At 36.3% G+C, this 26,482-nt stretch carries 24 protein-coding genes; 13 read left to right on the top strand and 11 right to left on the bottom strand.

What is annotated here, in order from left to right; translation table 11 throughout:
* The 4 genes from EGI31_RS19140 (at position 1) to EGI31_RS19125 (ending at position 4,488) form a co-directional block, all read left to right on the top strand.
* Positions 1 to 1,299, top strand: a complete 1,299-nt coding sequence (locus tag EGI31_RS19140) for an amidohydrolase family protein (protein WP_255038762.1) — start codon at positions 1 to 3, stop codon at positions 1,297 to 1,299.
* Between the two features lie 100 nt (positions 1,300 to 1,399).
* Positions 1,400 to 2,653: a prephenate dehydrogenase gene (locus tag EGI31_RS19135; protein WP_255038761.1), complete on the top strand. Its 1,254-nt coding sequence runs from the start codon at positions 1,400 to 1,402 to the stop codon at positions 2,651 to 2,653.
* Positions 2,650 to 3,216: a WcaF family extracellular polysaccharide biosynthesis acetyltransferase gene (locus EGI31_RS19130; protein ID WP_255038760.1), complete on the top strand. Its 567-nt coding sequence runs from the start codon at positions 2,650 to 2,652 to the stop codon at positions 3,214 to 3,216. The genes EGI31_RS19135 and EGI31_RS19130 overlap by 4 nt, the downstream gene beginning before the upstream one ends.
* Positions 3,217 to 3,306: 90 nt before the next feature.
* The gene (locus EGI31_RS19125) at positions 3,307 to 4,488 is read left to right on the top strand and encodes a glycosyltransferase family 4 protein (RefSeq protein ID WP_255038759.1); all 1,182 of its coding nucleotides are present in this window, start codon (positions 3,307 to 3,309) and stop codon (positions 4,486 to 4,488) included.
* Positions 4,489 to 4,538: 50 nt separating this feature from the next.
* On the opposite strand, the gene guaA is transcribed toward EGI31_RS19125, so the two are convergent.
* On the bottom strand, positions 4,539 to 6,071 hold the full coding sequence (guaA, locus tag EGI31_RS19120; protein ID WP_255038758.1) for a glutamine-hydrolyzing GMP synthase: 1,533 nt from the start codon (positions 6,069 to 6,071) through the stop codon (positions 4,539 to 4,541).
* A 103-nt stretch (positions 6,072 to 6,174) separates the two neighbouring features.
* Between guaA and EGI31_RS19115 the strand changes: the two genes are divergently transcribed.
* The gene (locus EGI31_RS19115; protein ID WP_255038757.1) at positions 6,175 to 7,386 is read left to right on the top strand and encodes an ABC transporter permease; all 1,212 of its coding nucleotides are present in this window, start codon (positions 6,175 to 6,177) and stop codon (positions 7,384 to 7,386) included.
* 44 nt (positions 7,387 to 7,430) lie between these two features.
* Here the strand turns inward: EGI31_RS19115 and EGI31_RS19110 are convergent, their stop codons facing one another.
* The 3 genes from EGI31_RS19110 to EGI31_RS19100 all read right to left on the bottom strand — a co-directional run bounded on the left by EGI31_RS19110 (position 7,431) and on the right by EGI31_RS19100 (position 9,573).
* Positions 7,431 to 8,426: a toast rack family protein gene (locus EGI31_RS19110; RefSeq protein WP_255038756.1), complete on the bottom strand. Its 996-nt coding sequence runs from the start codon at positions 8,424 to 8,426 to the stop codon at positions 7,431 to 7,433.
* A gap of 12 nt (positions 8,427 to 8,438) precedes the next feature.
* Positions 8,439 to 8,900, bottom strand: coding sequence for a PspC domain-containing protein (locus EGI31_RS19105; RefSeq protein WP_255038755.1), 462 nt, complete (start codon positions 8,898 to 8,900; stop codon positions 8,439 to 8,441).
* 118 nt (positions 8,901 to 9,018) lie between these two features.
* A complete protein-coding gene (locus tag EGI31_RS19100) occupies positions 9,019 to 9,573 on the bottom strand; it encodes a beta/alpha barrel domain-containing protein (RefSeq protein ID WP_255038754.1) in 555 nt (184 codons plus the stop codon).
* A 115-nt stretch (positions 9,574 to 9,688) separates the two neighbouring features.
* On the opposite strand from EGI31_RS19100, the gene mnmA reads away from it, so the two are divergent.
* Positions 9,689 to 10,795 carry a tRNA 2-thiouridine(34) synthase MnmA gene (gene mnmA / locus EGI31_RS19095; RefSeq protein ID WP_255038753.1) on the top strand — a complete coding sequence of 369 codons (1,107 nt, stop codon included), beginning with the start codon at positions 9,689 to 9,691 and terminating at the stop codon, positions 10,793 to 10,795.
* A gap of 2 nt (positions 10,796 to 10,797) precedes the next feature.
* Here the strand turns inward: mnmA and dnaB are convergent, their stop codons facing one another.
* Positions 10,798 to 12,351: a replicative DNA helicase gene (gene dnaB / locus EGI31_RS19090; RefSeq protein WP_255038752.1), complete on the bottom strand. Its 1,554-nt coding sequence runs from the start codon at positions 12,349 to 12,351 to the stop codon at positions 10,798 to 10,800.
* 200 nt (positions 12,352 to 12,551) lie between these two features.
* Between dnaB and EGI31_RS19085 the strand changes: the two genes are divergently transcribed.
* From EGI31_RS19085 to holA, 5 genes are all read left to right on the top strand, one after another.
* The gene (locus EGI31_RS19085) at positions 12,552 to 13,496 is read left to right on the top strand and encodes a PhoH family protein (protein WP_255038751.1); all 945 of its coding nucleotides are present in this window, start codon (positions 12,552 to 12,554) and stop codon (positions 13,494 to 13,496) included.
* The gene (locus EGI31_RS19080) at positions 13,477 to 14,739 is read left to right on the top strand and encodes a M43 family zinc metalloprotease (protein ID WP_255038750.1); all 1,263 of its coding nucleotides are present in this window, start codon (positions 13,477 to 13,479) and stop codon (positions 14,737 to 14,739) included. The genes EGI31_RS19085 and EGI31_RS19080 overlap by 20 nt, the downstream gene beginning before the upstream one ends.
* Positions 14,740 to 14,832: 93 nt before the next feature.
* Positions 14,833 to 15,306 carry a deoxycytidylate deaminase gene (locus tag EGI31_RS19075; RefSeq protein ID WP_255038749.1) on the top strand — a complete coding sequence of 158 codons (474 nt, stop codon included), beginning with the start codon at positions 14,833 to 14,835 and terminating at the stop codon, positions 15,304 to 15,306.
* Positions 15,303 to 15,917, top strand: a complete 615-nt coding sequence (locus tag EGI31_RS19070; RefSeq protein WP_255038748.1) for an acyl carrier protein phosphodiesterase — start codon at positions 15,303 to 15,305, stop codon at positions 15,915 to 15,917. The genes EGI31_RS19075 and EGI31_RS19070 overlap by 4 nt, the downstream gene beginning before the upstream one ends.
* Complete coding sequence (gene holA / locus EGI31_RS19065; protein WP_255038747.1) at positions 15,907 to 16,926, top strand: DNA polymerase III subunit delta; 1,020 nt, start codon at positions 15,907 to 15,909, stop codon at positions 16,924 to 16,926. Before EGI31_RS19070 ends, holA begins: the two co-directional genes overlap by 11 nt.
* Here holA and EGI31_RS19060 read toward each other — a convergent pair.
* From EGI31_RS19060 to EGI31_RS19040, 5 genes are all read right to left on the bottom strand, one after another.
* A complete protein-coding gene (locus EGI31_RS19060) occupies positions 16,910 to 17,443 on the bottom strand; it encodes an NUDIX hydrolase (protein WP_255038746.1) in 534 nt (177 codons plus the stop codon). The two genes, holA and EGI31_RS19060, sit on opposite strands and share 17 nt — an antisense overlap.
* Positions 17,444 to 17,452: 9 nt before the next feature.
* Positions 17,453 to 18,475 carry a beta-propeller fold lactonase family protein gene (locus tag EGI31_RS19055; protein WP_255038744.1) on the bottom strand — a complete coding sequence of 341 codons (1,023 nt, stop codon included), beginning with the start codon at positions 18,473 to 18,475 and terminating at the stop codon, positions 17,453 to 17,455.
* Positions 18,476 to 18,535: 60 nt separating this feature from the next.
* The gene (locus EGI31_RS19050; protein WP_255038743.1) at positions 18,536 to 18,832 is read right to left on the bottom strand and encodes a hypothetical protein; all 297 of its coding nucleotides are present in this window, start codon (positions 18,830 to 18,832) and stop codon (positions 18,536 to 18,538) included.
* Between the two features lie 54 nt (positions 18,833 to 18,886).
* Positions 18,887 to 20,287 (bottom strand): class II fumarate hydratase, encoded by a 1,401-nt coding sequence (gene fumC, locus EGI31_RS19045; RefSeq protein WP_255038742.1) that lies wholly within the window; start codon positions 20,285 to 20,287, stop codon positions 18,887 to 18,889.
* Positions 20,288 to 20,350: 63 nt separating this feature from the next.
* Positions 20,351 to 21,556 (bottom strand): MFS transporter, encoded by a 1,206-nt coding sequence (locus tag EGI31_RS19040; RefSeq protein WP_255038741.1) that lies wholly within the window; start codon positions 21,554 to 21,556, stop codon positions 20,351 to 20,353.
* A gap of 111 nt (positions 21,557 to 21,667) precedes the next feature.
* Here EGI31_RS19040 and truA point away from each other — a divergent pair, with 111 nt between their 5' ends.
* Both truA and EGI31_RS19025 read left to right on the top strand, forming a co-directional pair.
* Complete coding sequence (gene truA / locus EGI31_RS25355) at positions 21,668 to 22,876, top strand: tRNA pseudouridine(38-40) synthase TruA (protein ID WP_310586232.1); 1,209 nt, start codon at positions 21,668 to 21,670, stop codon at positions 22,874 to 22,876.
* Entirely contained in the window at positions 22,873 to 23,832 is a 960-nt protein-coding gene (locus EGI31_RS19025; protein WP_255038740.1) for an L-threonylcarbamoyladenylate synthase, read from the top strand. The genes truA and EGI31_RS19025 overlap by 4 nt, the downstream gene beginning before the upstream one ends.
* Here the strand turns inward: EGI31_RS19025 and EGI31_RS19020 are convergent.
* Positions 23,829 to 26,480, bottom strand: coding sequence for an OmpA family protein (locus tag EGI31_RS19020; RefSeq protein ID WP_255038739.1), 2,652 nt, complete (start codon positions 26,478 to 26,480; stop codon positions 23,829 to 23,831). The two genes, EGI31_RS19025 and EGI31_RS19020, sit on opposite strands and share 4 nt — an antisense overlap.
* Positions 26,481 to 26,482: the final 2 nt, after the last annotated feature.

The following is a 26,482-nucleotide window of genomic DNA, read 5'->3' as shown; positions in this document are numbered from 1 at the left end:
ATGATGAAAAAAATAATCATAGCAATACATCTCATTTTGATTAGTCAGTGCGTAATGGCTCAAAACCCAGCAGCTGGCAAATCTGTGGCGGGCGTTACAGTTTTTAGTAATGCCAAAATCTATGTTGGAAACGGCAAAGAAATAAATAACGGCTCACTAGTAGTGGAAAATGGCAAAATCACAGCGGTTGCAGAAGGAGACGTTTCTGCCAATTATGCTTCTGCCAAAAAAGTCAATGTAGGAGGAAAACACATTTACCCAGGACTTATTTCTCCTGTAAACGCTCTTGGTTTAACTGAAATCGAAGCTGTAAGAACTACTTCTGATTATCAGGAAATTGGTCAACTAAACTCAAATGTGAGAGCTTTAATTGCGTATAATACAGATTCTGAGGTAATTCCAACTGTAAGAAGTAACGGTGTTTTAATCACTCAAGCAACGCCTGAGGGAGGTTTAATTTCTGGAAGATCATCCGTGATGTATTTAGATGGCTGGAATTGGGAAGACGCTCTACTGAAAGCTGACGATGGTGTTTGGCTAAATTGGCCATCTAAAATGACGATCTCATTTGACTTTGCAACTGGAACAAGAGAGTCCAAGAAAAATGAAAATTATCAAACAACCATTGACGAACTGTATAAGTTTTTTGCTCAAGCCAAGCTCATGGCTTCAGAAAATAATTTATTTGACAATCTGAAACTTTCAGCTATGAATGGCGTATTGAAAGGTAGCGACAGATTATATATTCAAATTGGAAATGACAAAGAAGCACTTGATGCAATCTCGTTTTGTATAGCTCAACAAATTAAATTTCCGGTAATAGTAGGTGCGGTTTATTCTGAAACAGCTATAAATGCTCTGAAGGAAAACAATGTACCAATCATTATTCCTAGCACCCATAGACTGCCTGCCAAATCAGACTCTGACGTTTGGGAAGCTTATAAACTTCCATTCAAACTATTTAGCAAAGGGATTCTGGTAGGTATGCACTACAATGACTCTTATTGGAGAACTCGAAATTTACCTTTCGTTGCTGGAACTGCAGTTGGTCATGGCTTAACCAAAGCTCAAGCCCTGTCCATGATTACTTTGAACAATGCTAAAATACTCGGAATTGACAAAGAAGTAGGAACACTTGAAGTTGGTAAACATGCTAGCTTTATTATTTCTGAAGGGGATATTTTGGACATGAGAACTGCCAAAGTGACCCAGGCATTTATAAGAGGGGCCGAAGTTTCGCTGGATGATAAGCAAAAAAGGTTGGCCGAAAAGTATAATTCGAAGTATGGGATAAAATAAGTTGATCAACATATCTGCGTATATAGGGTTTGGTGTTTTACACCAAACCCTTTTTTATAACCGTACTTTTATCCTAAATTTGTAAAAATTCGCTGTTTGAATGAAAATCGGGATTATTGGTTTGGGTGATATGGGCAAACTTTTTGCCAAAACTTGGGATTCCCTTTCCATGGAAGTTTACGGCTGTGACCTACCCAATAAATATGACGACTTGGTAAAAGAACTTTCGGATACCAATATAAAAGTTCTTCACGACGCAGTTTCGGTTTCTAGAATTTGTGATTTTATCATGTATTGTGTAGAGGCAGAAAACATTGCAGAAGTAGTAAAATTCGCTGGTCCATCCACTAAATACGGTGCAATAGTAACAGGTCAAACCTCCGTAAAAGCTCCTGAAATTGCCGCTTTTGAAAAATATTTACCAAAAGATACGCAAATTGTGGGCTCGCATGCACTTTTTGGACCAGCCATCAATCCGAAAGGACAGACAATTGCCATTTTTCAGCATAGGGCCTCAAATGAAGCATTTGCGTTATCGCAAGAATTCTTCTCTCAAACAGGTGCAAAAGTCGAAGTTTTAGATGACTTTCATGCCCATGACAAAATGATGGCTGATATTCAAGTTATTACGCATGTTGGATTTGAGAGCATTGGTACAGCATTTATGCACAGAAAATCTTTTCCTTGGGAAGATAAAAATACTATTAATGGTATCGACAATATGAAGATTCTCCTCACTTTGAGAATATTTTCGTACAAATCGCATGTGTATTCGGGTCTAGCTTTTCATAATCCTTATGCTATTAAGGATGTCAGGAAATTTGCGACAACCGAAAATGAGCTTTTCGGAATGATGATTTCCGAAAATAAACAAAAATTTAGAAATAAAATACTGAAAGCCAAGGAGAACGTTTTCGGTATGCATAATTCCAAAATGATGCTCAATGACGAAATTATGCAAGAATATACCCTAAACCCAGGTGAAAACCACAAAGCAAATTCTCACTTGAGTTTGCTCAGTATGGTATGTACTTGGTCTGAATTGGGTATAAATCCATACAAAAACTTGGTCTGTCAAACGCCCCCGTTTAAATTAAGAGTTGGATTAGCAGAATATCTTTTCTTAAATGAAGATCTTCTCGAAGAAACTATAAATACAGCATTGAAAGATAAAACCAATATAATTGATGATTTGGCATTTCACACAGCCGTTCATGAATGGACGAATATCTTAGAGTTAGGTGACAAAAAGGCATATGAACAACATTTTGACGCCACAAAAAAATTCTTGGCACCAAGACTAGAAGAAGGTAGACGAAAAAGTAACGAACTCATTTCAAGGATAAATAAATGAAAGAAGTTGACTTAGGCAAATTTGATAATTCGTGGTACAATCCTGGAAGTTTTCTGAAAAGATTTTTTTGGCATGTTATTAGCAATGCTTTCATTAATAGCACTTTACCTTTGCCAATGAAAATTAAAATTCTAATTTTGAGACTTTTTGGGGCTAAAGTGGGTCATAATGTTACGATAAAACCCAGTGTGAATATTAAATATCCGTGGTTTCTGACTATTAAAGACAATGTTTGGATTGGTGAAAAGGTTTGGATAGATAATTTCGTTGATGTTTTAATTGAACCCAATGTGTGCATTTCTCAAGGTGCCTTATTATTGACTGGCAATCATAATTATTCTAAAGAAACCTTTGACTTGATGCCTGGCAAAATTGTTTTAGAAAGAGGATCATGGGTAGGAGCTAAGACCGTTGTTTGTCCTGGAATTACACTTAAAACGCATTCAGTTTTAGCTGTAGGATCCGTGGCAACAAAAGATTTAAACGCTTTTTCCGTTTATCAAGGAAATCCGGCTGTATGGGTTAGAGATAGAAAAATTGAAGATGATTTTTCCGTAGAATAAGAAAATGACTGAATAATCGATTGATAATTTTTCTGAAATCTATTTTGTGACTATATTTGAAACGTTCTGATGAAGAAATAATACCCAAAAATGAATTTTATATTCGAAAACCTGTTCATTGAAAAGACATATCAGTTGATAATTTCAATGATTCTGTCCTTTGCTATTACCTGGAGATCAATACCAGTGATAATTAATATCTGTAACCTAAAAGGTCTGATGGTTGACCCAATCAAAAGAAGCTCACATGAGACGCCTACCCCAACCTTCGGTGGCGTAGCCATATTTGCAAGTACTTTAATAGGTTACATGCTTTGGAATTTCAACGACGAAGGCTTCCTGCTACATAAAGTTTTTGCGGGCTTAGTTATTTTATTCTTTTTGGGAATAAAGGATGATTTATTTGCCCTTGATGCACTCAAAAAGCTTGGCTCACAAGTACTGGTGGCTATTTTGGTAGTTGTTGGTAGCGATTTAAGAATCACAAGTTTCTTCGGAATTTTCGGCATTTATGAATTGCCATACATTATTAGTGCAGCTTTTACTATATTTCTAATTGTAGCTCTCATCAATTCATTTAATTTAATTGATGGTGTTGACGGACTTTCTGGAGGCATAGCGATGATAGCCAGTGCTGGTTTTGCTTTATGGTTTGCATTAAACAACGAATGGTCATTGGCTTGCTTAGGATTTTCGATGGCTGCCTCTTTGTTGGGCTTTCTGAGGTACAACTTTTCCCCAACCAATAAAATATTTATGGGTGACACAGGTTCCCTAATCGTTGGTTTTGTGGTGGCAGTTTTGGCTATAAAATTTGTTCAATTCAACGTTTTCAACACCAACCCCAACTCGGTATACCGAAACGCTCCTGTTATTGCAATCATATTATTAAGTGTACCTATTTTTGATACATTAAGGGTTTTTGGTTTAAGAATTCTAAAAGGAAAGTCGCCTTTCAAAGCTGATAGGTTGCATTTACACCATTTAATGGTAGATAATGGTCTCTCACATATTGCCACCTCGTTTATACTCTACTTTGCTACCATTTCTCTAACTACTTTTACGTATGTACTTCGTAAGTACTTTACTAATACTCAATTATCTTTATCGCTTTTGGTATTATTTGCAGGCTATTTATTAATTGCTCGTCAACTTGAGATTAGAAGATTAAAATTCTACAAACAAAAAATCACCAACAAGGAAGTAGAAAAAAATATCAAGGCCAACAGAAAGCCTACTTTGAAATTTGAACGAAGTATCAATCCGAATTAAGTTAAAAAGACAATAAAAAAAGCCAGACCCGAAAGTCTGGCTTTTTTGTTTTATTCCCATTCAATAGTTGCTGGCGGTTTTGAACTTATGTCATAAACCACTCTGTTAACCCCTCGAACTTTATTTATAATATTGTTAGAGACCTCGCCAAGAAATTCGTAAGGTAAGTGTGCCCAGTCTGCTGTCATTCCATCCACGCTGGTTACAGCCCTAAGAGCTACAACGCTTTCGTATGTACGCTCATCACCCATAACACCTACACTTTGTACAGGCAAAAGCATAGCTCCGGCTTGCCAAATGCTGTCATAAAGGCCTTTTTCTTTTAAACCAGAAATAAAAATATCATCAACATTTTGTAAAATCTCAACTTTTTCAGCCGTAACCTCTCCAAGTATTCTAATACCTAAACCCGGCCCTGGGAAGGGGTGTCTTCCTAAAATATGCTGAGGCATTTCCATGGATTTACCCACTAACCTAACGCCATCTTTGAAAAGCGTTTTAAGGGGCTCAACGATTTTAAGTTTCATAAAATCAGGCAATCCGCCTACATTGTGGTGCGATTTTATGGTAACAGACGGACCTTTTACAGAAACTGACTCTATAATATCGGGATATATTGTTCCTTGACCGAGCCATTTGACGTCAGAAATTTTATGTGCCTCATCGTCAAACACCTCGATAAATGTTTTACCAATTGCCTTTCTCTTTGCTTCAGGATCGGTCAAACCTTTCAATGCAGCATAAAATCTTTGAGATGCGTCTACACCAATAACATTTAATCCCAAACCTTGATAAGACTCTAAAACTTGTTGGTATTCATTTTTTCTCAACAGACCGTTATCCACAAATATGCAATATAAATTTTTGCCAATGGCTTTATGAATTAACAAAGCCGCCACTGAAGAATCTACACCACCAGATAAACCAAGAACAACCTTATCATTACCTAATTTTTCCTTCAACTCGGCCACCGAAGTTTCCACGAAAGAGTTTGGGGTATAGCTTTGGTCACATCCACAAATTTTTACAACAAAATTTTCGAGTATTTTTACACCGTCGGTTGAATGTGTCACTTCAGGGTGAAATTGAATTCCAAAGGTTTTTTCATTTTCAAATACAAACCCTGCATTTTTTACGGCAGAAGTAGAAGCTATTAATTTAGCTCCGTTAGGTAGTTTGGTAATGGTATCTCCGTGTGACATCCAAACTTGAGAATTCTGTGAAACACCATTAAATAATTCATTTGATGAGTCAAAATCATCAACAAAAGCTCTGCCATATTCACGGGTATTAGATGCCTCAACACTACCCCCAAAGTTATTAGCCATCAATTGGGCTCCATAACAAACACCTAAAATCGGTAATTTACCCCTCCATTCTTCTATGGAAATTGTAGGAGAATCCTCGTCTCTAACTGAGCATGGACTACCAGAAAGTATTATTCCCTTGATATTTTCAGTAATTTCGGGCAAGTGATGAAAAGGATGAATCTCACAATACACGTTTAATTCTCTTACTCTGCGGGCTATAAGTTGGGTATACTGCGACCCAAAATCTATAATCAAAATCTCTTGTTCTGTCATCAATTGCTTATTAATTATTCAAACTCCTTTGGTTATTTAACTTAGTTTTGAAATGCAAACGTTACTTTTGCAATCAAATATTTTATAGAAAAAAGAAATTTAGATGAATATAGCATTGTATTTGGCTAAAAAAATTCAACACACGAAAAACCAAACTTTCTCATCTATTATTGTCAAAGTAGGAATAGCCAGCATTGCCATTGCTGTGTCTGTGCTAATTTTGTCCTTTTTTATACTATTAGGCTTTAAAAACACCATTAAGAAAAAACTTTTTAGCCAAACATCCCACATTCAAGTCAACAAAATTACACTTAATCGCTCGTTTGAAGAAGCGACGATGGCAAATAATTTGGTTTTTTTTAAGAATACCAAAAATCTACCCGAAGTAAAGTCCGTCAACAAAGTTGCCATGAAGTCTGTCATACTAAAATCGGAGGAAGAAATTTCTGGAGTGGTACTAAAAGGTATAGATGAAAAGTATGACTGGTCTGAATTTGAACAAAATATTGTGGAAGGCCGAAAACTTAAGGCCAGAGGGGAAAACGAAATAATAATTAGTCGAAAAATTGCCAATGAGCTACAATTAAAGTTGAATCAAGACCTTTTGGTTTACTTTATTCAAAATCCTCCAAGAGCCCGTAAACTAAAGATAGTGGGTATTTACGATACCAATGTAGAAGAACTGGACCAAGTTTATGTTTTAACCAACCTTAGTATTATTCAAAAAATTAATAACTGGCAAAATGGTGAGTTTGGACATTATGAGATTTTCATAAAAGACATTAACCAAATGGATGCCGTAAAAAGCAAACTACTTAATATTTTTCCGCAAGAATATGAAGTTCTCAAGGTACCGGAGATTATCCCACAATTTTTTGATTGGTTCAGTCTTTTAGACAGAAACATTGTAATGGTAATTGGTTTGATAATCATTGTAGCTGCCTTCAATATGATTTCTGTACTACTTATAATGATTATGGAAAGAACCCCAATGATTGGACTTCTAAAGGCTATTGGTACACAGAACTACCAAATCAGAAATATATTTCTTTTAAACAGCTCCAAAATAATACTTTGGGGACTTCTATGGGGAAATATAATCGGCTTGGGACTTTCTTTCTTACAGGCCAAATACAAACTGATCAAACTGGATCCGACAAATTATTACATGAATTTTGTGCCAATTGAGTGGAATTGGTTGGTGGTATTAATCGTAAACATCGGGGCGTTTATAGTTGTACTTGCAATTTCTTATTTGCCATCATTAATAATTAGGCGAATAAGTCCTGTGGAAGCCCTAAAATACAAAGATTGAGCTATTTACATAACTCAATCTTTGAAAAAACCTTACAAAAAAGATTAGTATCTATCCACAGAAACAGCTGAAAGGCCGCTCTCAATTTCAAGATAAATTTTATTAGTTGCCGTATCAAAATTTTCGGTTTTCCAAGTTCTTGAACCAGACTTTGAGAATCCATCAAAATCTTTGGCATTTAAAGCACCGTCCATTTTAATCTGACAAGCTGAATTTTTAGGAACCATCACCTTTACCTTGGCTACACCACTTTCAATTCTTACTTTGGATTCTTTCAGCTTATCACCCATTTTCAGGCTAATATCGGCAGCACCTGTTTCCATTTTAATGTCTTTTACTTTGTAGTCAGATAAATCAAACTTAAGTTCTCCTGCACCAATTCCAAGGTCCAAGTTCCAGATTGGAGCTTTACTTAGTTTCAAATTGACATCGTTATTCATTCCTTTTCCTAAACGAATATTATCCGAACCATTCTTAGAACTCATTTTGAAAGATATCTCCTGAATTGTTCCTTTCTTTTCGTCTTCTAAGTTAAATTTATTCTCGAAAAGTTTGGTTTCGGCCGAAAAAACGTCAGAACCTGATGCCTCGCTCAGAAAAAATTCAGCCGCTCCACCACCAATCTCTAGGTTAACTTCTTGAACTGATTTATCGAATGGTACGCTAAAATTCTGGGAGGTGTTGTACGAATTTGAGCTGTCGGAGTCGAATGTAAAATTATCGTCATTGTCGTCCATTTCCACGTCGAAATCAAAATCATCATTGATTTCAGCTTTTACTTTATCTATAGCTGAGGTAGATGCATTATAAATAGCCAAAGGAATAGCAAAGGCAACTAGCAGTGCAGTGGTAGGATTGAAGACCGTCCTTTTTGGCGTAAAAAAAACCGCAATACCACCCAAGATTATCAGTACTGGCCAATATTTGGCCAATTCCCTCATAGAAACCTCAAACTGAAACCAGTCGTTCACAACACCGAGCATTAGCACTCCAAAGGCTACCAAAATGGCTCCCCAAAATATATTACCGTTATTTTTCATAAATTATAGAAATTAATAACCGGTACCGGTTGGGTTTGAATTATTTATTTCTCCGTTGTTATCGTCCTTGTCTTTCACTATAATCCAAACACCTAAGCCGATCAAAATCAAAGGCCACATGTTTTTCAAATAAGAAAAAAGGTTGATATCAAAGAATGTTTTGAAAGAAAAAACTGCTCCTAAAATGATAAGGATCAATCCTCCTACCATGTTTCCGTTTCTTGATTGATTGCTCATGTCTGCTATTGGTTTTAAATTTGTACTTGTTTCATAAAATTCATTACTGGTTGCCATCTCTAAATGGTGTTTGGGCAAAACGGCCCACAAAATAAGGTACGAAATAATAATCGGAAACGGTGTAAAAAACAAGACAACAAATACAATTCGTACCAATGTAAGGTCTGTTTTTAAATAGCTGGCCAATCCCTGGCAAACTCCACCTAAGATACTGTTTTGGTTTTTAATTCTGTACATACATTATAGCTTTTTCATTAATTATGAAACAAACTTAGTACGTACAACGGTACTGTGTATTGCAAACTACATAAGTGGTATAAATACTTGATAAACCGATAATATACTGTTTGAGAACTTAAACTCTATCTTCAAGTTTTTCTAAAGCCTCCATAAGACCGTCATAATTATTGATACCAGGTCTTAATTCCTTACTTCCTTTGAATGCATAACCGGCAAGATAATCGGATTGATCATCTACATTTTCAAATTCGTAACCGAGTAAAACATTATATCCATTTGCCCATATTACGGCATTTTCTATAGGTCCAGTATATATAATGTAGTATATATTCAGGTTTTCGTCGAATTCAGTATCCTTGGAAACCTCCAAAAACTTGTCAGAGACTTCTAAATCATCCAACATACTATTCTGATTTTCACTAAAAATAAAACCATCCAAGCTATAAGTATTAAGCGTATCTATGATTTGAAATATATCGGAAGTTTCGAAAGAACCTAATATTTTAACACCACTTAGCCAGTTTTTTATTTCTTCAAATTTGGTTATTGGCACATAATCGGGACTATCCGGATTTAAATCAAACGAAATATAATCCACCATCATCCCTGAACAGTATCGTGCTTCTGATAAACTTGTAATACTTTTTACCAAAGTAGTTTTGGGCATCATCAATTTCTTTTTTTTGCAAAATTACGTAAGAACCAATCAAATGGCTTTATTGTTACCTATTTTTGTATTTTAATTTTTAACGAAACGGAGGACTTTGAATCCTCGCAGTGAAATCATGAGTAAAAAAGGAAGAGTTTTGGTCGCCATGAGCGGCGGTATTGATAGTTCATTAGCAGCAGTTTTGCTCCATGAACAAGGATATGAAGTTATTGGTATGACCATGAAAACCTGGGATTATGCATCTTCAGGTGGTACAAAGAAAGAAACAGGCTGTTGTAGCCTTGACTCTATAAACGACGCCCGAGCCATTGCGGTAGATTTAGGTTTCCCTCACTATATATTAGACATTCGGTCTGAATTTGGCGACTACGTTATAGATCATTTCACAGGAGAATATTTAGAGGGACGTACCCCCAATCCATGCGTTTTGTGCAATACACACATAAAATGGGACGCACTTTTGAGGCGTGCAGATAATCTGGATTGCGAGTTTATTGCTACCGGGCATTATGCCAAAATACGAGAAGAAAATGGCAGATATGTGATATCAAAAGGAGTTGACCTTACCAAAGACCAGAGTTATGTACTTTGGGGAGTATCGCAGGAAAGCCTATCGCGTACAATTCTACCGCTTGGAGGATACACAAAAGAGGAAATCAGAAACATGGCGAAACAGAAAGGATTTTACGATTTGGTTAATAAATCTGAGTCTTATGAAATCTGTTTTGTACCAGATAATGATTATCGTGGATTCCTAAAAAGAAGGGTAGAAGGGCTAGAAGAAAGAGTAAATGGCGGCAATTTTGTTCTTGAAACAGGCGAAATAGTTGGAAAACACGAAGGTTATCCTTTTTATACCATTGGACAAAGAAAAGGCTTAAAAATAGCAATGGGCTACCCCGTTTTTGTAACTGAAATACGCAAAGAAACCAATGAGGTGGTGTTAGGAACTGAAGAGTATCTTATGAAAAATGCAATGACAGTTGGAAAACTAAATTTGCAAAAATATGCGACTTTGCCAGAAGGTGGCCTTCAAACTGTTACCAAAATCAGATATAAAGACAAAGGACAGTCTGCTTTTATTAAACAAATCGAAGCCGATAAAATTGAAGCTCACTTTGATGAATCGGTAGCTGCCATAGCTCCTGGCCAAGCTGCCGTCTTTTATGAAGGTGACGATGTAATTGGAGGCGGCTGGATACTAAAAAACTTTAGAGTCTGAGTTTAGAATGGATACTCCTCGTCTAAATTGGGCTTTGGAGTTTCCTCTTCTATGTTCATTTTACTTTTGAACGTCTGAAAACCGGGATCTATGGCCTGTGATTCGAACTGACTAATTCCTGAGTGTTGACTGAATGAATTTGGAATTGAAGAGACACCTGAGTATTCACCGATATTGGCGAATTTAGTGAACTTACCAATAAACTGAAGCCTTATGGTGTCAATTGTACCTGCACGGTTTTTAGCAATGATCACTTCACCAATCCCCTCTGTCGAGTTTCCTTGTTCATCCTCCGTAATTTTGTAATATTCCGGTCGGTACAAAAACATAACCATGTCTGCATCCTGCTCGATAGACCCTGATTCCCTTAAATCTGACAGTTGCGGTCTTTTATCACCACCACGGGTTTCCACGGCTCTACTCAATTGCGAAAGAGCCAAAACAGGAACTTCTAATTCTTTTGCAAGGTTTTTCAGTGATCTTGAAATAGCGGCAATTTCCTGTTCACGACTGTTCGAAACACCCGAACCATCATCACCTGTCATTAACTGTAAATAGTCAATGATAACCATCTGAATGTTGTGCTGAGCCTTTAGTCGACGACATTTGGCTCTCAATTCCAAAATAGATAGGGCAGGAGTATCGTCAATAAAAATATTAGACTTAGAAAGTTTCTCGATTCTATGGTGCAATTGCTCCCATTCATGGCCTTGTAGGGTACCTTTTCTCAGCTTTTCTGAATCAATCTCAGCTTCAGCAGATATCATTCTCAACATTAGCTGAGTAGCTGACATTTCCAAGGAGAAAATAGCAATAGGAATGTTGTGGTCAACAGCGGCATTTCTCATTGAAGAAACCACAAATGCAGTTTTACCCATACCTGGCCTAGCCGCAATAATCGTTAACTCTGTTTTTTGCCAGCCACCTGTAAGATTGTCTAAATCATTAAATCCACTTGCAATACCCGTCAAACCATCAACATTGGTTTGTTTTTTATGCTCCAACTCATCAATCGTATTACGCATGATGGTGTTGGCGTCCAAGTAATTCTTTCTGATATTTTTCTCCGAAATACTAAAAAACGACTGCTCTGTTTTATTTAATAAATCGAAAACATCAAAATTATCAGAAAATCCTTCTTCTAAAATTTCACCAGAAACCCGTATCATTTCTCGTTTTATGGCAGACTGAGAAATGGCCATGGCATGATATTCAATGTTGGCCGCAGAATTGATTTTACTACTCAGACTAGCTATGTATTTTGCTCCCCCAGCTTTTTGGATAAGCCCCGTTTTTCTGAGGTTCCTTATAACATTCAAAGAGTCAATGGGTTCTGAACTTTTGAACAAGTCAGTTATAGTAGAAAAGATAATCTGATGAGCCTCGGAATAGAAACTTTCAACATTAAGCAGCTCATAGATAAGGCCAAACGCATCTTTATCAATGAGAATTGCTCCCAAAACCGCTTCTTCCATTTCGGGGGTTTGGGGAGCAACTTTACCTCTCTGAAGAGATAAATTCTCACTGACAATCGATTTATTTATAGATTCGCTCAAAGCCTGTTTTTTTCAAATTCGGTGATCCGAGTACAATATTACACCAAAAAAAATTGATAATAAAGTTACAAAAAACCTTAAAATTTAGAAACGATTATTTATCAGTAATTTAATCCGAAAGCAATATTTTTTTGTGGAAAAAACGTTGAAATTGTTAATAATTTTTCCAAATTTGAACAAAATTATAAATAGGTTAACAATTGACTGAAAAAACACTCAAACTAGAATCATCGTCTTTGAATGAATTCTTCGGATTTCAGAATGAAAACATTAAAGAAATAGCTAAATCATACCCCCAAAGCAAAATAATCTCCCGTGGAGAGGAGATTTTCTTAAAAGGTCCAGAAAAAGACGTAAACCAACTAAGTAGTTTGTTTGAGAAACTTTTAGCCCATTTTGAGAAAACGGGCCATCTTTCGTTAGAAAATATAAAGAATTATTTGGAAGGAGAGACGCAGCACATTGACGAGATACTCAATCAAAAAGACATCATAGTTCATGGCAACAGAGGTTTAATTGTTAAAGCCAAAACTTTAAACCAAAAAAGACTGGTTGAAGCTTCTGAAAAATCGGATATCGTGTTTGCGATTGGACCTGCTGGAACAGGTAAAACCTACACCGCTGTAGCATTGGCCGTGAGGGCATTAAAGGACAAAAAAGTCAAGAAAATTATTATAACCCGCCCAGCTGTTGAAGCGGGAGAGAATCTTGGTTTCTTACCAGGCGACCTAAAAGAAAAGATTGATCCCTACTTGAGACCCATTTATGATGCTTTGGAAGATATGGTTTCGGGAGAAAAACTGAAAGCATTCTTGGAAAAGAACACCATTGAAATAGCTCCTTTGGCCTACATGAGAGGCCGAACACTGGACAACGCCTTCATTCTTTTGGATGAAGCTCAAAATACCACTCCTATGCAACTTAAAATGTTTTTGACCCGTATGGGTCCAGCCTCCAAGATTATTGTTACTGGCGACAAAACTCAGGTGGATTTGCCAAAAAATCAGAAGTCGGGATTGGAAGACGCCGAGACGAAGCTTCAAAAAATTAATGGAATAGAATTCATAGAATTAGACGGAAAAGACGTTGTAAGACATCCATTGGTAGTAAAAATATTACAAGCCTATGAAAAAGCGGATTCTTAGTCTTTTAATTCTGTTTTCGGCAGTTTTGAACCTACATGCTCAAAAAAAGTGTGCTGTGGGTGATATTGCCGATGAAAAATTAAGACGAAGACACGAAGCTTTGAATCTTAAACTTCAAGATTTTTATAGAAAATACGACAAGAAAAGTGCTTTTGCCGATAAACTTATCAGAATCCCTGTTGTAGTTCATATCATACACAATAATTCGGCTGGTAAAATCGGAGGTGAAAACAATGGGAATATTTCAGATGAGCAGGTCTTTTCTCAAATTAAAGTATTAAACGAAGACTACAGAAAGAAAATTTCTACTCCGGGTTTCAATAATTCACCAGTTGGAACGGACATGAATATAGAGTTCTACCTTGCCGACAAAGACCCAGATGGCAAGCCTAGTTTAGGAATCAATAGAGTTTATTCTCCAAAGTCAAATTTTGACGTTTTCGACGAAAAAACTTTGCTCTCGAGTTTGTTATATTGGGATTCCAATCGGTATTTGAATATTTGGGTTACTACCCTCAATGACGATTTTTTGGGTTATGCGGAGTTTCCAACAGGAGAATATGATGGATTGGAGATTGAAGAAATAGATGAAAAAATAGACGGTGTAATGATTGACCATAGGGCTTTTGGAAGACGGACAGGAACATCCATCAGCGGTGTATACACCTATGGTCGTACGCTTACCCATGAAATAGGCCACTGGCTTGGATTAATCCATATTTGGGGTGATGAATACTGTGGCGACGATTTCTGTAACGACACTCCACCAACAGAGAGCGGCAACCTCACTATAAGATGCACACCAAAATATTCAAACTGCCGAGGAACTCGTACTTTGAACATGATAGAAAACTACATGGACTACACAGCCGATAGTTGCATGAATATTTTCACGGTAGATCAAAAAACGCGTGTTCGTGCAGTTTTGGAGGTGAGTAAAAGACGTAAACGATTAGTTACTAACTCAGAATTCAACTTACCTCAAGCAGAGAAATTGATCGTGAAAGTGCTAGAAAATCCATCTTCTACCGATTATTTACAGTTTCAAATACTACTAAATGACTTCGCAAATTTTAATTATGAAATATTTGATACTTCTGGAAAATTAATTGTCCAGTCCGCATTTGAGGACTCTCCAAGCAGACTAATACAAATCTCCAAGGCCGATTTGGGGAAAGGAATCTACAACTTACGAGTCAAGTCTGGTGACGAAATTGTCTACAAACGACTAATTTCTCAATAAAAATTATCTGCAGGAGAAAATACATTTCCTTTCAGGTTTGTTTTTGTTTAATTTTGAAACAATAACAAATTTTTAGTCTTCCAATTCTTATTTATGGAATTTAAAAAATCCGAAAAGCCTAAGTTTGATGACATTTTTATGGATTTGGCGATAAACTTAGCCAAAAGGTCCCATTGCATTAAGGCTCAGGTAGGTGCAGTTTTGGTAAATGATACCAGAATAACCTCTATTGGTTACAATGGGCCGCCATCAGGTACACATAACTGCGACGAGGATTTTGGAGAAGTAGGGTGCCCAAGAGACTCCAAAGGCAGCTGTTCTCTAGCATTACATGCTGAGCAAAACGCTATACTTTACGCATCAAAAAATGGTGCAAAAGTCGAGGGATCAACACTTTATGTAACCTTGTCACCTTGTATAGCTTGTGCAAGAGTCATTTATTCAATGAAAATAAAGAAAGTGTTTTATTTGAATTCTTATGCTCAATACAAAGGTATTCCAAGCGACGAAGGAGTTGATTTTCTTCGAAAGTTTGGAGTTGAGGTAGTTAAATACGAAAGGACATGAATTACTTGGCACACCTTTTTTTAGCTGGTCGAAATGAAGGAATCATTCTTGGTAATCTATTAGAAGATTTTGTTACTGGACCAATAGAGAACGAAACTAACGGTAAATTACCCCACGATGTCAAACTTGGTCTAATGATGCATCGCCAAATAGACACTATGACCGATTCGCATCCGGTTGTAAAAGAATGCAAAGAACTTTTCTATCCCAACTTTGGTAAATATTCACCTATTGTAATTGATGTTTTGTTTGATCATTATTTGGTAAAAAATTGGGAGATTTTCACTGAAGAGCCTTTTGATAGTTTCAGACCGAGGGTTTATAAATCTCTCAAAAAGTATTTAGATATTCAGCCGGAACAGCTCCAAGGAATGATTAACTCTATGATAGAACATGACTGGCTTAAAAATTACAAGGAAAATTGGGGACTTGAAAAAGCATTTTTGAATCTCAACAAACGCATAAACAAACCAGAAGTTGACCTACGACTATCTCTTAAAGAATTTGAAGAAAACTACTATTTCCTCAATGAGAAATTCCTTGATTTCTTCGAGGATCTTAAAAAACACTGTGATAAATTTTTGAAAGAACACTTGGCAGATGGCAAATAATTATCAGCAAATAATAGACAAATTGGACGGAAAGTCGCTCAAACCTGTGTATTTATTACATGGTACTGAGCCTTTTTATGTAGATCAGTTCGTCCAGAAAATTTTAGAAATAGCAATTCCAGACTTCGAAAAAGGTTTCAACGAATATGTACTTTACGGCAAGGATATTACAACGGGTGATATATTAAACTATGCAAGAAAGTTTCCGATGATGGCCGAAAGACAGCTGGTATTGATCAAAGAAGCCCACATGATTTCGGATTTGAGCAATAAAGACAATCAAACACTGATTGAAAACTATGTAAATAATCCTTTGAGTTCTACCATCTTGGTTTTGAGTTTTGGAAAAGCACAGGATGAACGTAAGTCATGGGTAAAAGCCTTTGCAAAACATGGCCAAAATCTGAACTTCAAAAAAATGTATGATTATGAAATCCCTGATTTTATAATTTCGCATTGTGCTTCACTAAATCTGAAAATAAGTCCAAAAGCGGTTCAATTACTCTCTGAACACATCGGCAACAACTTGCAAGCTATACACAACGAGATAGATAAACTAAAGGTAAATCTAAAGCCAGATGAGGCAATTGACGCAACAACTATTGAAAAATATGTTGGAATTTCGAAAGATTATAATGTTTTTGAGTTACAAAAAGCTCTAACCGAGAAAAACGTAAAAAAGAGTTTTCAGATAGTAAAATACTTTGGAGATAACACCAAAGACCACCCAATTACGCCTAATATCATTATTCTTTATAATTTTTTCTCCAAGGTTCTTTTGCTACATGGACTTAAAAATCAATCTGACGCAGATTTAGCCAGAAATATGGGTGTAAATGCCTATTTCCTAAAAGATTATAAAAAAGCGGCCTCATTATATCCAATAGGTCAATTGATGAAAGTCATACATGCGTTGAGAATAGCTGATCAGAAATCAAAAGGCGTAGAGTCTGGCTCAATATCAGAAGGAGATATTTACAAAGATTTGATTTTTAATATTTTAAATTAAGCTTATTTTTCATTCTCACCAACGACTCCTCTGTAGTGTATTTTTCCATTTCTGACAATTTAACCCATTTCAATTGATTGGTCTCGTGGTTTTGTACCAAAGGAATGGTGGAATCTGCGATAAGTAAATATCTTACATCAAAATGTTCGTGTTCTGGAACTCCCTTATTTTCGGGAATTGTATGAATATCCAAATCAAACACATCTTGACTAAGATTCTCTACAACAAGCCCAGTTTCTTCAAAAACCTCTTTAATAGCGACTGAAAGCGTGTCCTTTTCGCCATCACAGTGACCACCAGGTTGTAACCATTTATTGAGTTTTTTATGATGCAGTAAGAGTGTTTTTCTATTACTTGGGTCAAAAATAAAGGCAGAGGCAGTAATATGACCAATCTCCAAATGTCGCTCGAAACAATTTTTGTGTTTTTTTACGAAATCGATAAACCTATTTTTAATTAAAATTTCCGAGTCTAAAGGACAATTATATGCCTCCAATAATTCAAGAATATCTTTCATTTTGTATAATTATTCCCAAATCGCAATTCCATTGGGCTTGAGACCAACATTTATTTTTTTTATAATTTTTTTGGAGGAAACATCAGCAACTTGTACTGAGTTCCCTTTCTGATTAACGATAAAGGCAGTTTTTCCGTCTTTCAGAAAACCAATCTGGTGCGGCTCTACATCCGTCAGGATTTCACTTTTCTTAATCCATTCAGTTTGTACTTTTTCATAAACATAAACTTTATTAGATTTTGGGGCACAAACCCAAAGCTCGTTTGTCGATGAGTTGAATATCGAAAATCCAGGTAAAAAATCAAAATCAATAAAATCTATAACTTTATAGTCATCCAGATTAACGATATTTAGACTCTTGGCGTTTGAATTTTCAACAAAAACAACAGATTGATTCCACCCAGGCCACACATTGGTCGGGAATGGATCTACTTTTATTTCCTTAATAATTTCCTTTTTTTTGGTATCAATTACTGTCAAAAAAGAGGTTTCTCCACAAGCAACAAGTGCCAATTCTCCATTTTTTGCAAAAATTACCTCTGTTGGGTCTGGTCCAACTGAAATTTCTTTAATAGAGGTCAAGTTGTTGGCATCAAATACTTGAATCTTTCCCGAATGAGATACTAAACTGGTCCATATTTCAGACTGATCATTAGATAAAATAGCATTGTGGTTGGCGAAAGCCACTGGAAAAGTCTTTACAGATTTATCCAATAGATTCAAAATTCCGACATTTCCTTCTACTGAAGCACCGTGTAAGCCATTATGTCCATTAGAAAAGTCGTATTCTGGAAAAGCTACTGAAAGTTTGGTGAAGTCTTTTGAAAGGTAAATATGATGTGCAAAAGAATTTCCAACATTTTTGAAATAAAAACGTCCTTTTTCAGCAAAACTTTTGGTATCGATAATAGAAATGCTGTTATCTCCTCCATTAACAATAAAGGCCGAGTTTTTTTCAAAATTCAAATCGGAAACCTCTGAATCTTTTTTGGCACAGGAGAATAAAATAAAAACGAGAAAGATATATTTCATAAAAAAACGTTGCCTTGTAGAAGACAACGTTTTTTTGAACAAAAAATTTATCAAAACTGATTATTTTGAAATCAAAGTAATAACGATTTGAGACAAAGCACTAACAATAAATCCAAAAAAGCTCTTTAAAAAACTTTTCTGCGATTCTTCTTTTGAAGCATCTTGGTTAACATTCGCATTATTTGACAAAGGATTTACCAATAAAATATCTGAGTTAACAGCTGATTTTGAGTTAATCACCATACATTTCCCAGCTTTTGCTTGATGCTCAGCTATTCTCGGATTACTCACAATTCCAAAACTAGACAGTGAAAAAGTGGCAGAACCCAACAAAAGAAAAAGAACTAATTTTTTCATTAGTGATATTTTTTACTCAAAAATAATATACAAATGGATATTTCCAATAAATTTTCAGGAAATTTTTCCTACCATTTCCTCAGGTTTAACCCACTCATCAAACTCAACTGCAGTCAGATATCCCAAAGCGATTGCCGTTTCCTTTAAGGTACTTCCATTTTTATGGGCGGTTTGAGCTATTTCAGCTGCTTTATAATAGCCAATCTTGGTATTTAACGCAGTCACCAACATTAAGGAGTTGTTAACGTGCTTCTTGATATTTTCATGTAACGGTTCAATTCCCACCGCACATTTATCATTAAACGACACACAAACATCGCCTATAAGTCTAGCAGAATGTAAGAAGTTGTAAATCATCATCGGTTTGAAAACATTCAGCTCAAAATGACCGTTTGAACCGCCAATATTAATAGCTACATCATTGCCAAGAATCTGAGCTGCAGCCATGGTCATGGCTTCGCATTGTGTAGGATTCACTTTACCTGGCATAATTGACGAACCCGGCTCATTGTCAGGGATATAAATTTCACCAATACCCGACCTTGGACCAGAGGATAACATTCTTACATCGTTGCCAATTTTCATAAGACTAACTGCCACCGTTTTCAAAGCACCGTGAGCCTCAACAATGGCATCATGTGCAGCAAGAGCCTCAAATTTATTTTCAGCGGTTCTGAATGGTAAACCTGTTAGTTTGGCAATTTGACCAGCAACATTTTCCGAATATCCATCTGGCGTATTAATCCCAGTTCCAACGGCCGTACCTCCAAGAGCTAACTCTGCCAAATGATCCAATGTATTATTGATTGCTTTTAAGCCGTGGTTCAGTTGTGAAACATAACCCGAGAACTCCTGACCAAGTGTAAGTGGAGTAGCATCCATGAAGTGCGTACGTCCAATTTTCACAACATTCATAAACTCTTTCGACTTGGCCGCAAGTGTGTCCCTAAGTTTTTCAATACCCGGTATTGTTTTCTCAATGAGCATCTTATAGGCCGCTATGTGCATAGCCGTAGGGAAGGTGTCATTTGAAGACTGTGACTTGTTTACATCGTCGTTGGGATGTAAAAATTTCGTTTTATCATTCAATTCACCACCTTTTAAGACATGTGCTCGGTAAGCTATTACCTCGTTACAGTTCATGTTAGACTGTGTTCCCGAACCAGTTTGCCACACTACCAAAGGAAACTGATCGTCTAATTTTCCTTCGAGTATTTCATCACAAACTACACCAATGAGCTTTGCTTTTTCTTCATCCAAAACCCCAGCCTCAAAGTTTGCCAAAGCAGCACCATGCTTAAGATATGCGAATGCCTTGATGATTTCCTTTGGCATTTTATTGATGTCTTGTGCGATTTGAAAATTCTCAATCGAACGCTGGGTTTGAGCTCCCCAATAAACATGCGAAGGCACTTGCACTTCGCCCATCGTATCTTTTTCTATTCTGTAGTCCATTTTTTTATAATTTTTACAAATTTAATATCGAATTGAATAATTTCAAACTTAGAATTATACAATTTATTTGGCAGAATTTCTTGTATTATCTTTGAAAAACAAAATAAATAGGATCAAAACACCTGCGGCTATATAAGCTGGAACCATCCAAACGCCCGACCAGTCATGTTTTGTTACTCCATTTAATACTGTGGTGTATTTAGTCAGTACTTTTCCTGACAAATACGACCCAATACCCATACCAACACCATAAGTTGCAAATGTGATAAGGCCTTGTGCTGAGTTCTTAATTTTTTCTCCCGCCTTGTTATCTGTATAAATTTGCCCAGTAACGAAAAAGAAATCATAACATACACCGTGAAGCAAAATGGCTATATAAAGCACCCATTCTGATGAAATTCCATCACCATATCCGAAACAGATAAAACGTGTAATCCAGGCAATCAAACCCACAATCAGCATTTTCTTGATGCCAAATTTTTGTAATGCAAAAGGAATCAAAAGCATAAATCCGACCTCAGATACTTGTCCAAGTGACATTTTATTCTCCACATTGCTCATGTTAGACTCAGTGAGCGATAAATTTCCGTGAGCATAATAAAATGCCAAAGGAATACAAACCAAAACCGACGATAGGAAGAAAATTAAGAACGAACGATCTTTAAACAACACAAAAGCATCTGTTCCCAAAATTTGACCTACTGTGGCATTTCCAGTTGCTTTTGGAGGTGTATTTGGTAAGGTAAAGGCAAAAACCGCCCATGCCAATGAAGTAAACATGGCTATTTGGAAAATCGTCACTTTATCTCCTACCTCATAAAAACCGATAATGTTTGTCACAACAATCCAAGCGATAGTACCCAAAACCCTGATAACTGGAAATTCCTTACCCGGATCTTTCATTTGATTCATGGCAATGGAGCTAGATAATGCAAGGTTTGGAGCGAAAGTCAAGGTATAGGCCAGTATATACCAGAAAAAGTCATCGGCCGATTGATTTTGGATCAAAAAATAGAGAATTCCAGCACCCAATAAATTCAAAACACCCATTACTTTTTGTGCTGAAAAATACCTGTCAGCTATCATTCCGACAAAGAAAGGTGCAATTATGGAAGCGATAGAAAAGGTAGCGTAGGCGTTTCCAATTTGGTCACCGTTGGCATTCAAAGTGGTAAACATATACTTTCCCATCTGCCCATACCATGAGCCCCAAGTAAAAAACATCAAGAACATCATCAACATAAGCTGAATTCTAACGGTCAATTTCATAATATAATCAGGGTTTTATTGTTTTTTTAATCCTACAAACTAAAGCATTTTTTTAAAGCCTAAAAAATCATTTATCAATTATATTGCTGAAAAAATCCATAATTTTGCGGCATGAAATACTTTATAGAGGTCTCTTACCTTGGTACCAATTTTCATGGTTGGCAGATTCAGCCCAACAACCCCAGCATTCAAGGCGAACTCGAAAACGCTCTTAGTACCATTTTGGGCGAGAATATTTCTATTATGGGCAGTAGTCGTACAGATACTGGAGTGAATGCCAGACAACAATTTGCTCATTTTAGAACTTCTAAAAAACTTGTAGAGTTAGACGCCCTTAAAAATAGACTCAATAAGTTTCTAAAAAGTGACATTTCGGTCAACAAAATCTTCTTGGTATTTCCAGACAGTCACACCAGATTTGATGCCCTCAATAGAAAATACATTTATCGGATTATCAACAGCAAAGACCCATTCAAAAGAGAAATTGCTGCCATTTATTTCAAAAAGCTCGATATCGCAAAACTTAACGAGGCATCTGGTATTTTGCTAAAACATATTGATTTCAAGAGCTTTAGCAAAGTTAAAACCAGTGTAAATACCTTTGATTGTAAGATCGAAGAGGCTTTTTGGGTGCAAAATGGAAATACTTTAGAGTTTCATATCAAAGCCAATAGGTTTCTCAGAGGTATGGTGCGGGCAATAGTGGGGACATTGCTGAATGTCGGCTATGGCAAAATAACCGTTGAAGATTTTGAAAAAATAATATTGGAACGAGACAGGACCAAAGCTGGTATAGCTGCAAAAGCAGAAGGCCTTACTTTGGAGGAAGTAAACTATTCAGAGGGCTATTTTGAGCGTAAAATTGAAATACATGAAGCTCAAACTCATGAAATGTCGGTCGTTAAAGAACTTTTCATTGAATATCAGGCCCATTTAGGAATCTCCTTATGCTTCCAGGGCTTTCAGGAAGAATTGGATACTTTACCTGGTAAATATTCAGTACCAACAGGTACTATACTTTTGGCGAAAGAAAGGGAAAATATTGCAGGAATTGTTGCATTAAAACAACTGGAGGACGGAATATGTGAAATGAAACGCTTATTCGTACTTCCTGACTATCAAGGTTATGGAATTGGGAAAATGCTTACCGAAGCTCTCTTAGAAAAGTCAAAGAATTTGAGTTTCAAAACCATGAAACTAGACACCCTAGGTCGTTTGGAATCCGCAGTGGCTTTGTATAAGAAACTTGGTTTTGAGCAAACAAACCCCTACAACATCAATCCTGAAGAGGATATATTATATTTTGAAAAACAATTATGAGGGCAGAAATCGGCATTGATAACTTAAAAGCCAAGGATATTCTAGACAATGGTGGTCTGGTAGGCATTCCTACCGAAACAGTTTATGGACTAGCTGCAAATGCTTTAGATCCTTTGGCCGTAAGTAATATTTATGCAGCCAAGAATCGCCCGAGTTTTGACCCATTGATTATTCATGTTGGGGAAATTGCTGATTTTCAAAAATATACAGTTGATTTTCCAGTTCAATTACTAGGTTTGGCGGAGAAATTTTGCCCAGGCCCCATAACTTTTTTGGTCAAAAAAAGCGAAATAATTCCCGAAATAACTACTTCAGGACTCGAAAAAGTCGCAATTCGAATTCCTAAGCATCCTTTGACCTTAGAACTTCTAAATAGCCTGAACTTTCCCCTAGCGGCTCCAAGTGCTAATCCATTTGGTTATGTGTCGCCCACAACAGCACATCATGTATATGAACAACTAGGGGAGAAGATACCCTATATTCTAGACGGCGGGCCGAGTAAAGTCGGTTTGGAGTCAACAATAGTGGGCATAGAAAATGAAAGGCTTATTATATACCGCAAAGGTGGACTTGATTTGGATGAAATTCGGAAAGTATTTTCTGGTGAAATATTAATAAATGACCACTCAAGTTCGAACCCGCAGGCACCCGGAATGTTGGACAAGCATTATTCCCCGAACAAAAGAATAGAAATTTTGAATGATTTTTCAGAACTTCAAAAGATTCATAAGGAGTCAACTGGCTTTTTAAGATTTAATACAAAACTTGAAGGATTTGAAAACCAGATACTTCTATCTGAGGCGGGCAATCTTAATGAGGCTGCCTTTAGACTTTTTGACGCTCTTCGCCAATTTGATAAAATGGAAATTGAAAAAGTCTTTATAGAATTGGTACCAGAGAAAGGCCTTGGCGTAGCCATAAATGATAGACTCAGAAGAGCTGCAGCCAAGTCTTAATCCTCTAAAATCAATATTTCAATACGTCTATTTTTCGATTTGTTCTCGTCTGTATCGTTCGGTACAATAGGCTCAGAAGAACCTTTACCTACGGTAGTTATTCGATCTGGTGAAATACCTTTGTTAAAAAGATAATTGGCTACCACTTTAGCCCTAAACTCCGAAAGTCGTTGGTTCAATCGTTGGTCTGTGCCCTCGTTGTCGGTGTGACCAGCCACCTCAATTTGTGCCTTTGGATTTTGTTTAAGGTAATCCACTACGCCGTCAAGTTTTACTTCAGCACCTTTCACCAAAACAGTCTTACTCTTTTCAAAATTCACACCCTCAAGTGGATATTTCACACCCTTTTTAATATCCAAAGTAGGTTTAGGGCTTTCTATTGGACTTACTTCTGTTTGTTTAGCAACTTCTGACTTGACTTTGGATTCTTCTACTTTCGCGATTGGCTTTTCTGGAATAACCTTCTCTGCCACTTTTTTTATTGGTTTTAAGGTCAAACCATATTCCAATTTTTCAGGATTGGCTTGTTTCAAGACAAAAGCACCCGTGAAGTTTTCAAAACCATTCATATTTATTTCAATGAAATAATTACCTTCAGGACTTATATTACCACTAAATCCATTCTTTGATTCATCATAAATCAAATTCTCCGATTTATTGTCTACTTTGTTTCTAATAGTTGCCTTCACACCAGATATATTTTCGGCCTCGACTTTATTGTTTAGTTTAAACAAGATGGGGTAACTTTCTCTAAACAACCCAATTTTGAATTCATCGTTTTCGGCTTCTCTTTTATCCAATAGCTTTGACACACCTTTGTAGTTATCCTTTTGTACATCCAAATTGTAGTTATTAGTGCCAGAGAGACTTACTTTTACTTTGCCATCTTCAATATCCTGTTTAATAGGCACTTGACCTACCTTAATACTAAATTCAGCATCAATTTTTTCTTTGGTAAAGGCATCAAATGCCGAAAAATAGAAGTTACTAATCTCAAAAGCAGTCATTACTAACTCTATTTTCCTATCGTTAAGAGCCAATGTTTGCCTCAAATTATTATACCCTTTTGCTGACAATTCATAACTGTAACTAAGCTTTGGATTGATCTTGTTAGAAACAAAACTCGAAATTGATGGATCAAAACTTAATGCCAAGGCCTTTACATTATCTTCAAAAACCCTCAGTCTAGCATCCTTTATTGACAACCTGGTTTGCTCATCTATTACCTTTATTTCTACAGTGATTAACGAATCAGCCAATTTTTTCTTCAAAAAGACCTGTATTGACTTATCAAATCCCACATTAGCTGTATAATCATTGTATCCAGCAGCTGATACTTCATAAAAGTGTTTCTTTTCTGCGTCTAGATTAACAGTTTTCTGGTTCTTGTTTGCTTTACCCTGAATTTCTCTTGATTGCTCGTTAAAAACCTTCACCAAGGCATTGTTGATTGGATTTTTGGTTTCGTAATCAAAAACATTGATAACATACTCGTTGGAACCTTTTTTTAGCCTTAAAGTGTAAAAAGTGTTTCCCGCAGTCAAAGATTTGATACTAAAGTTTCCAGATCTGTTTATGTAGCCAGTAGCCTTGGATTCAATGGTATAAGTACCAGTTTCTGTTGGCGTAAAATTATAGCTTTCTTTGTTTGTTGTTATGGCTTTGAATTTTTTACCGGAAGGACTAATGATTTCCAAATCAACACCAAGTCTCTGGTTCGACTCTTCGTCAAAAATCTCAATTTGTAGGGTCGAATTGGGGGTTAGTCCGTATTTTTTTGGCTTCCCATCAAGCAGAAACGGACTCTTAAGATCAGAAAAACCGTTGACTTTAGTGGTTAGTGTATAGTTGTCATTTCTATTTCCGTCGAACTGAATTATCCCATTTTCTATTTTTCCTTCAAAAATCTTTTGGCCCGTTTCATCGTGGGTTATGACCGCCGTTCCTGAAGATATTTTTCCATTGGTAGACACGTCAAACAAACTTACTTCTTGTTTCATCCGGTTTTTTACCAACTCTATTATCAAATTCTCAGTTTTTTGATTGGCCGAAATATCAAGGTCTATTTCTCGATAATCCTTTAGATAACCATCTGCGTTTGTGGTAATTTTATATTTACCTTTCATTTCGTAGAAATAACTAACCTGTGTATTTTGTTCGTTTATTTTCTCCTTATTAATTCGTGAAAAATAAACTATTTCTACATCTGCCACTACAGGATCTTTGGTTTCAGAATCCACGGTTGTCAAAACCAATTTACCTGATGGTTTTGGGTTCATTTGAACCTCTATAACATCTCCATCGTTGAGATTCTCGGTTTCGACCACTTTTTGTTCGGTATAAAATCCAACAGCTGTCACAGAAACCTTTATGACTTGTCCTCGTGAAACTTCATAGTACGATTCCTTCTTGTTCGAAGTCAACTTTACCACCTGACCGCTAGGGTCGAGTGTAACTTTGATATCAAAATTGGACTGCAGTTGATTGCCATCGAAACTATTAATAACCACTACCTTGAGCTTGATATTTTCAAACGCAAAAGTATCATTACTTACAAACAAAGAAATTAAACCAAAAACTATAAATACAAAACCTCTTACCATCAAAATTGCCTTATTATCTTTGTTCTTTAAACTTCTAAAAATCATAA

This window comes from Lacihabitans soyangensis (genome assembly GCF_024343775.1).
Lineage (GTDB): Bacteria > Bacteroidota > Bacteroidia > Cytophagales > Spirosomataceae > Leadbetterella > Leadbetterella soyangensis.
This window is presented reverse-complemented; position numbering and strand designations above follow the sequence as displayed.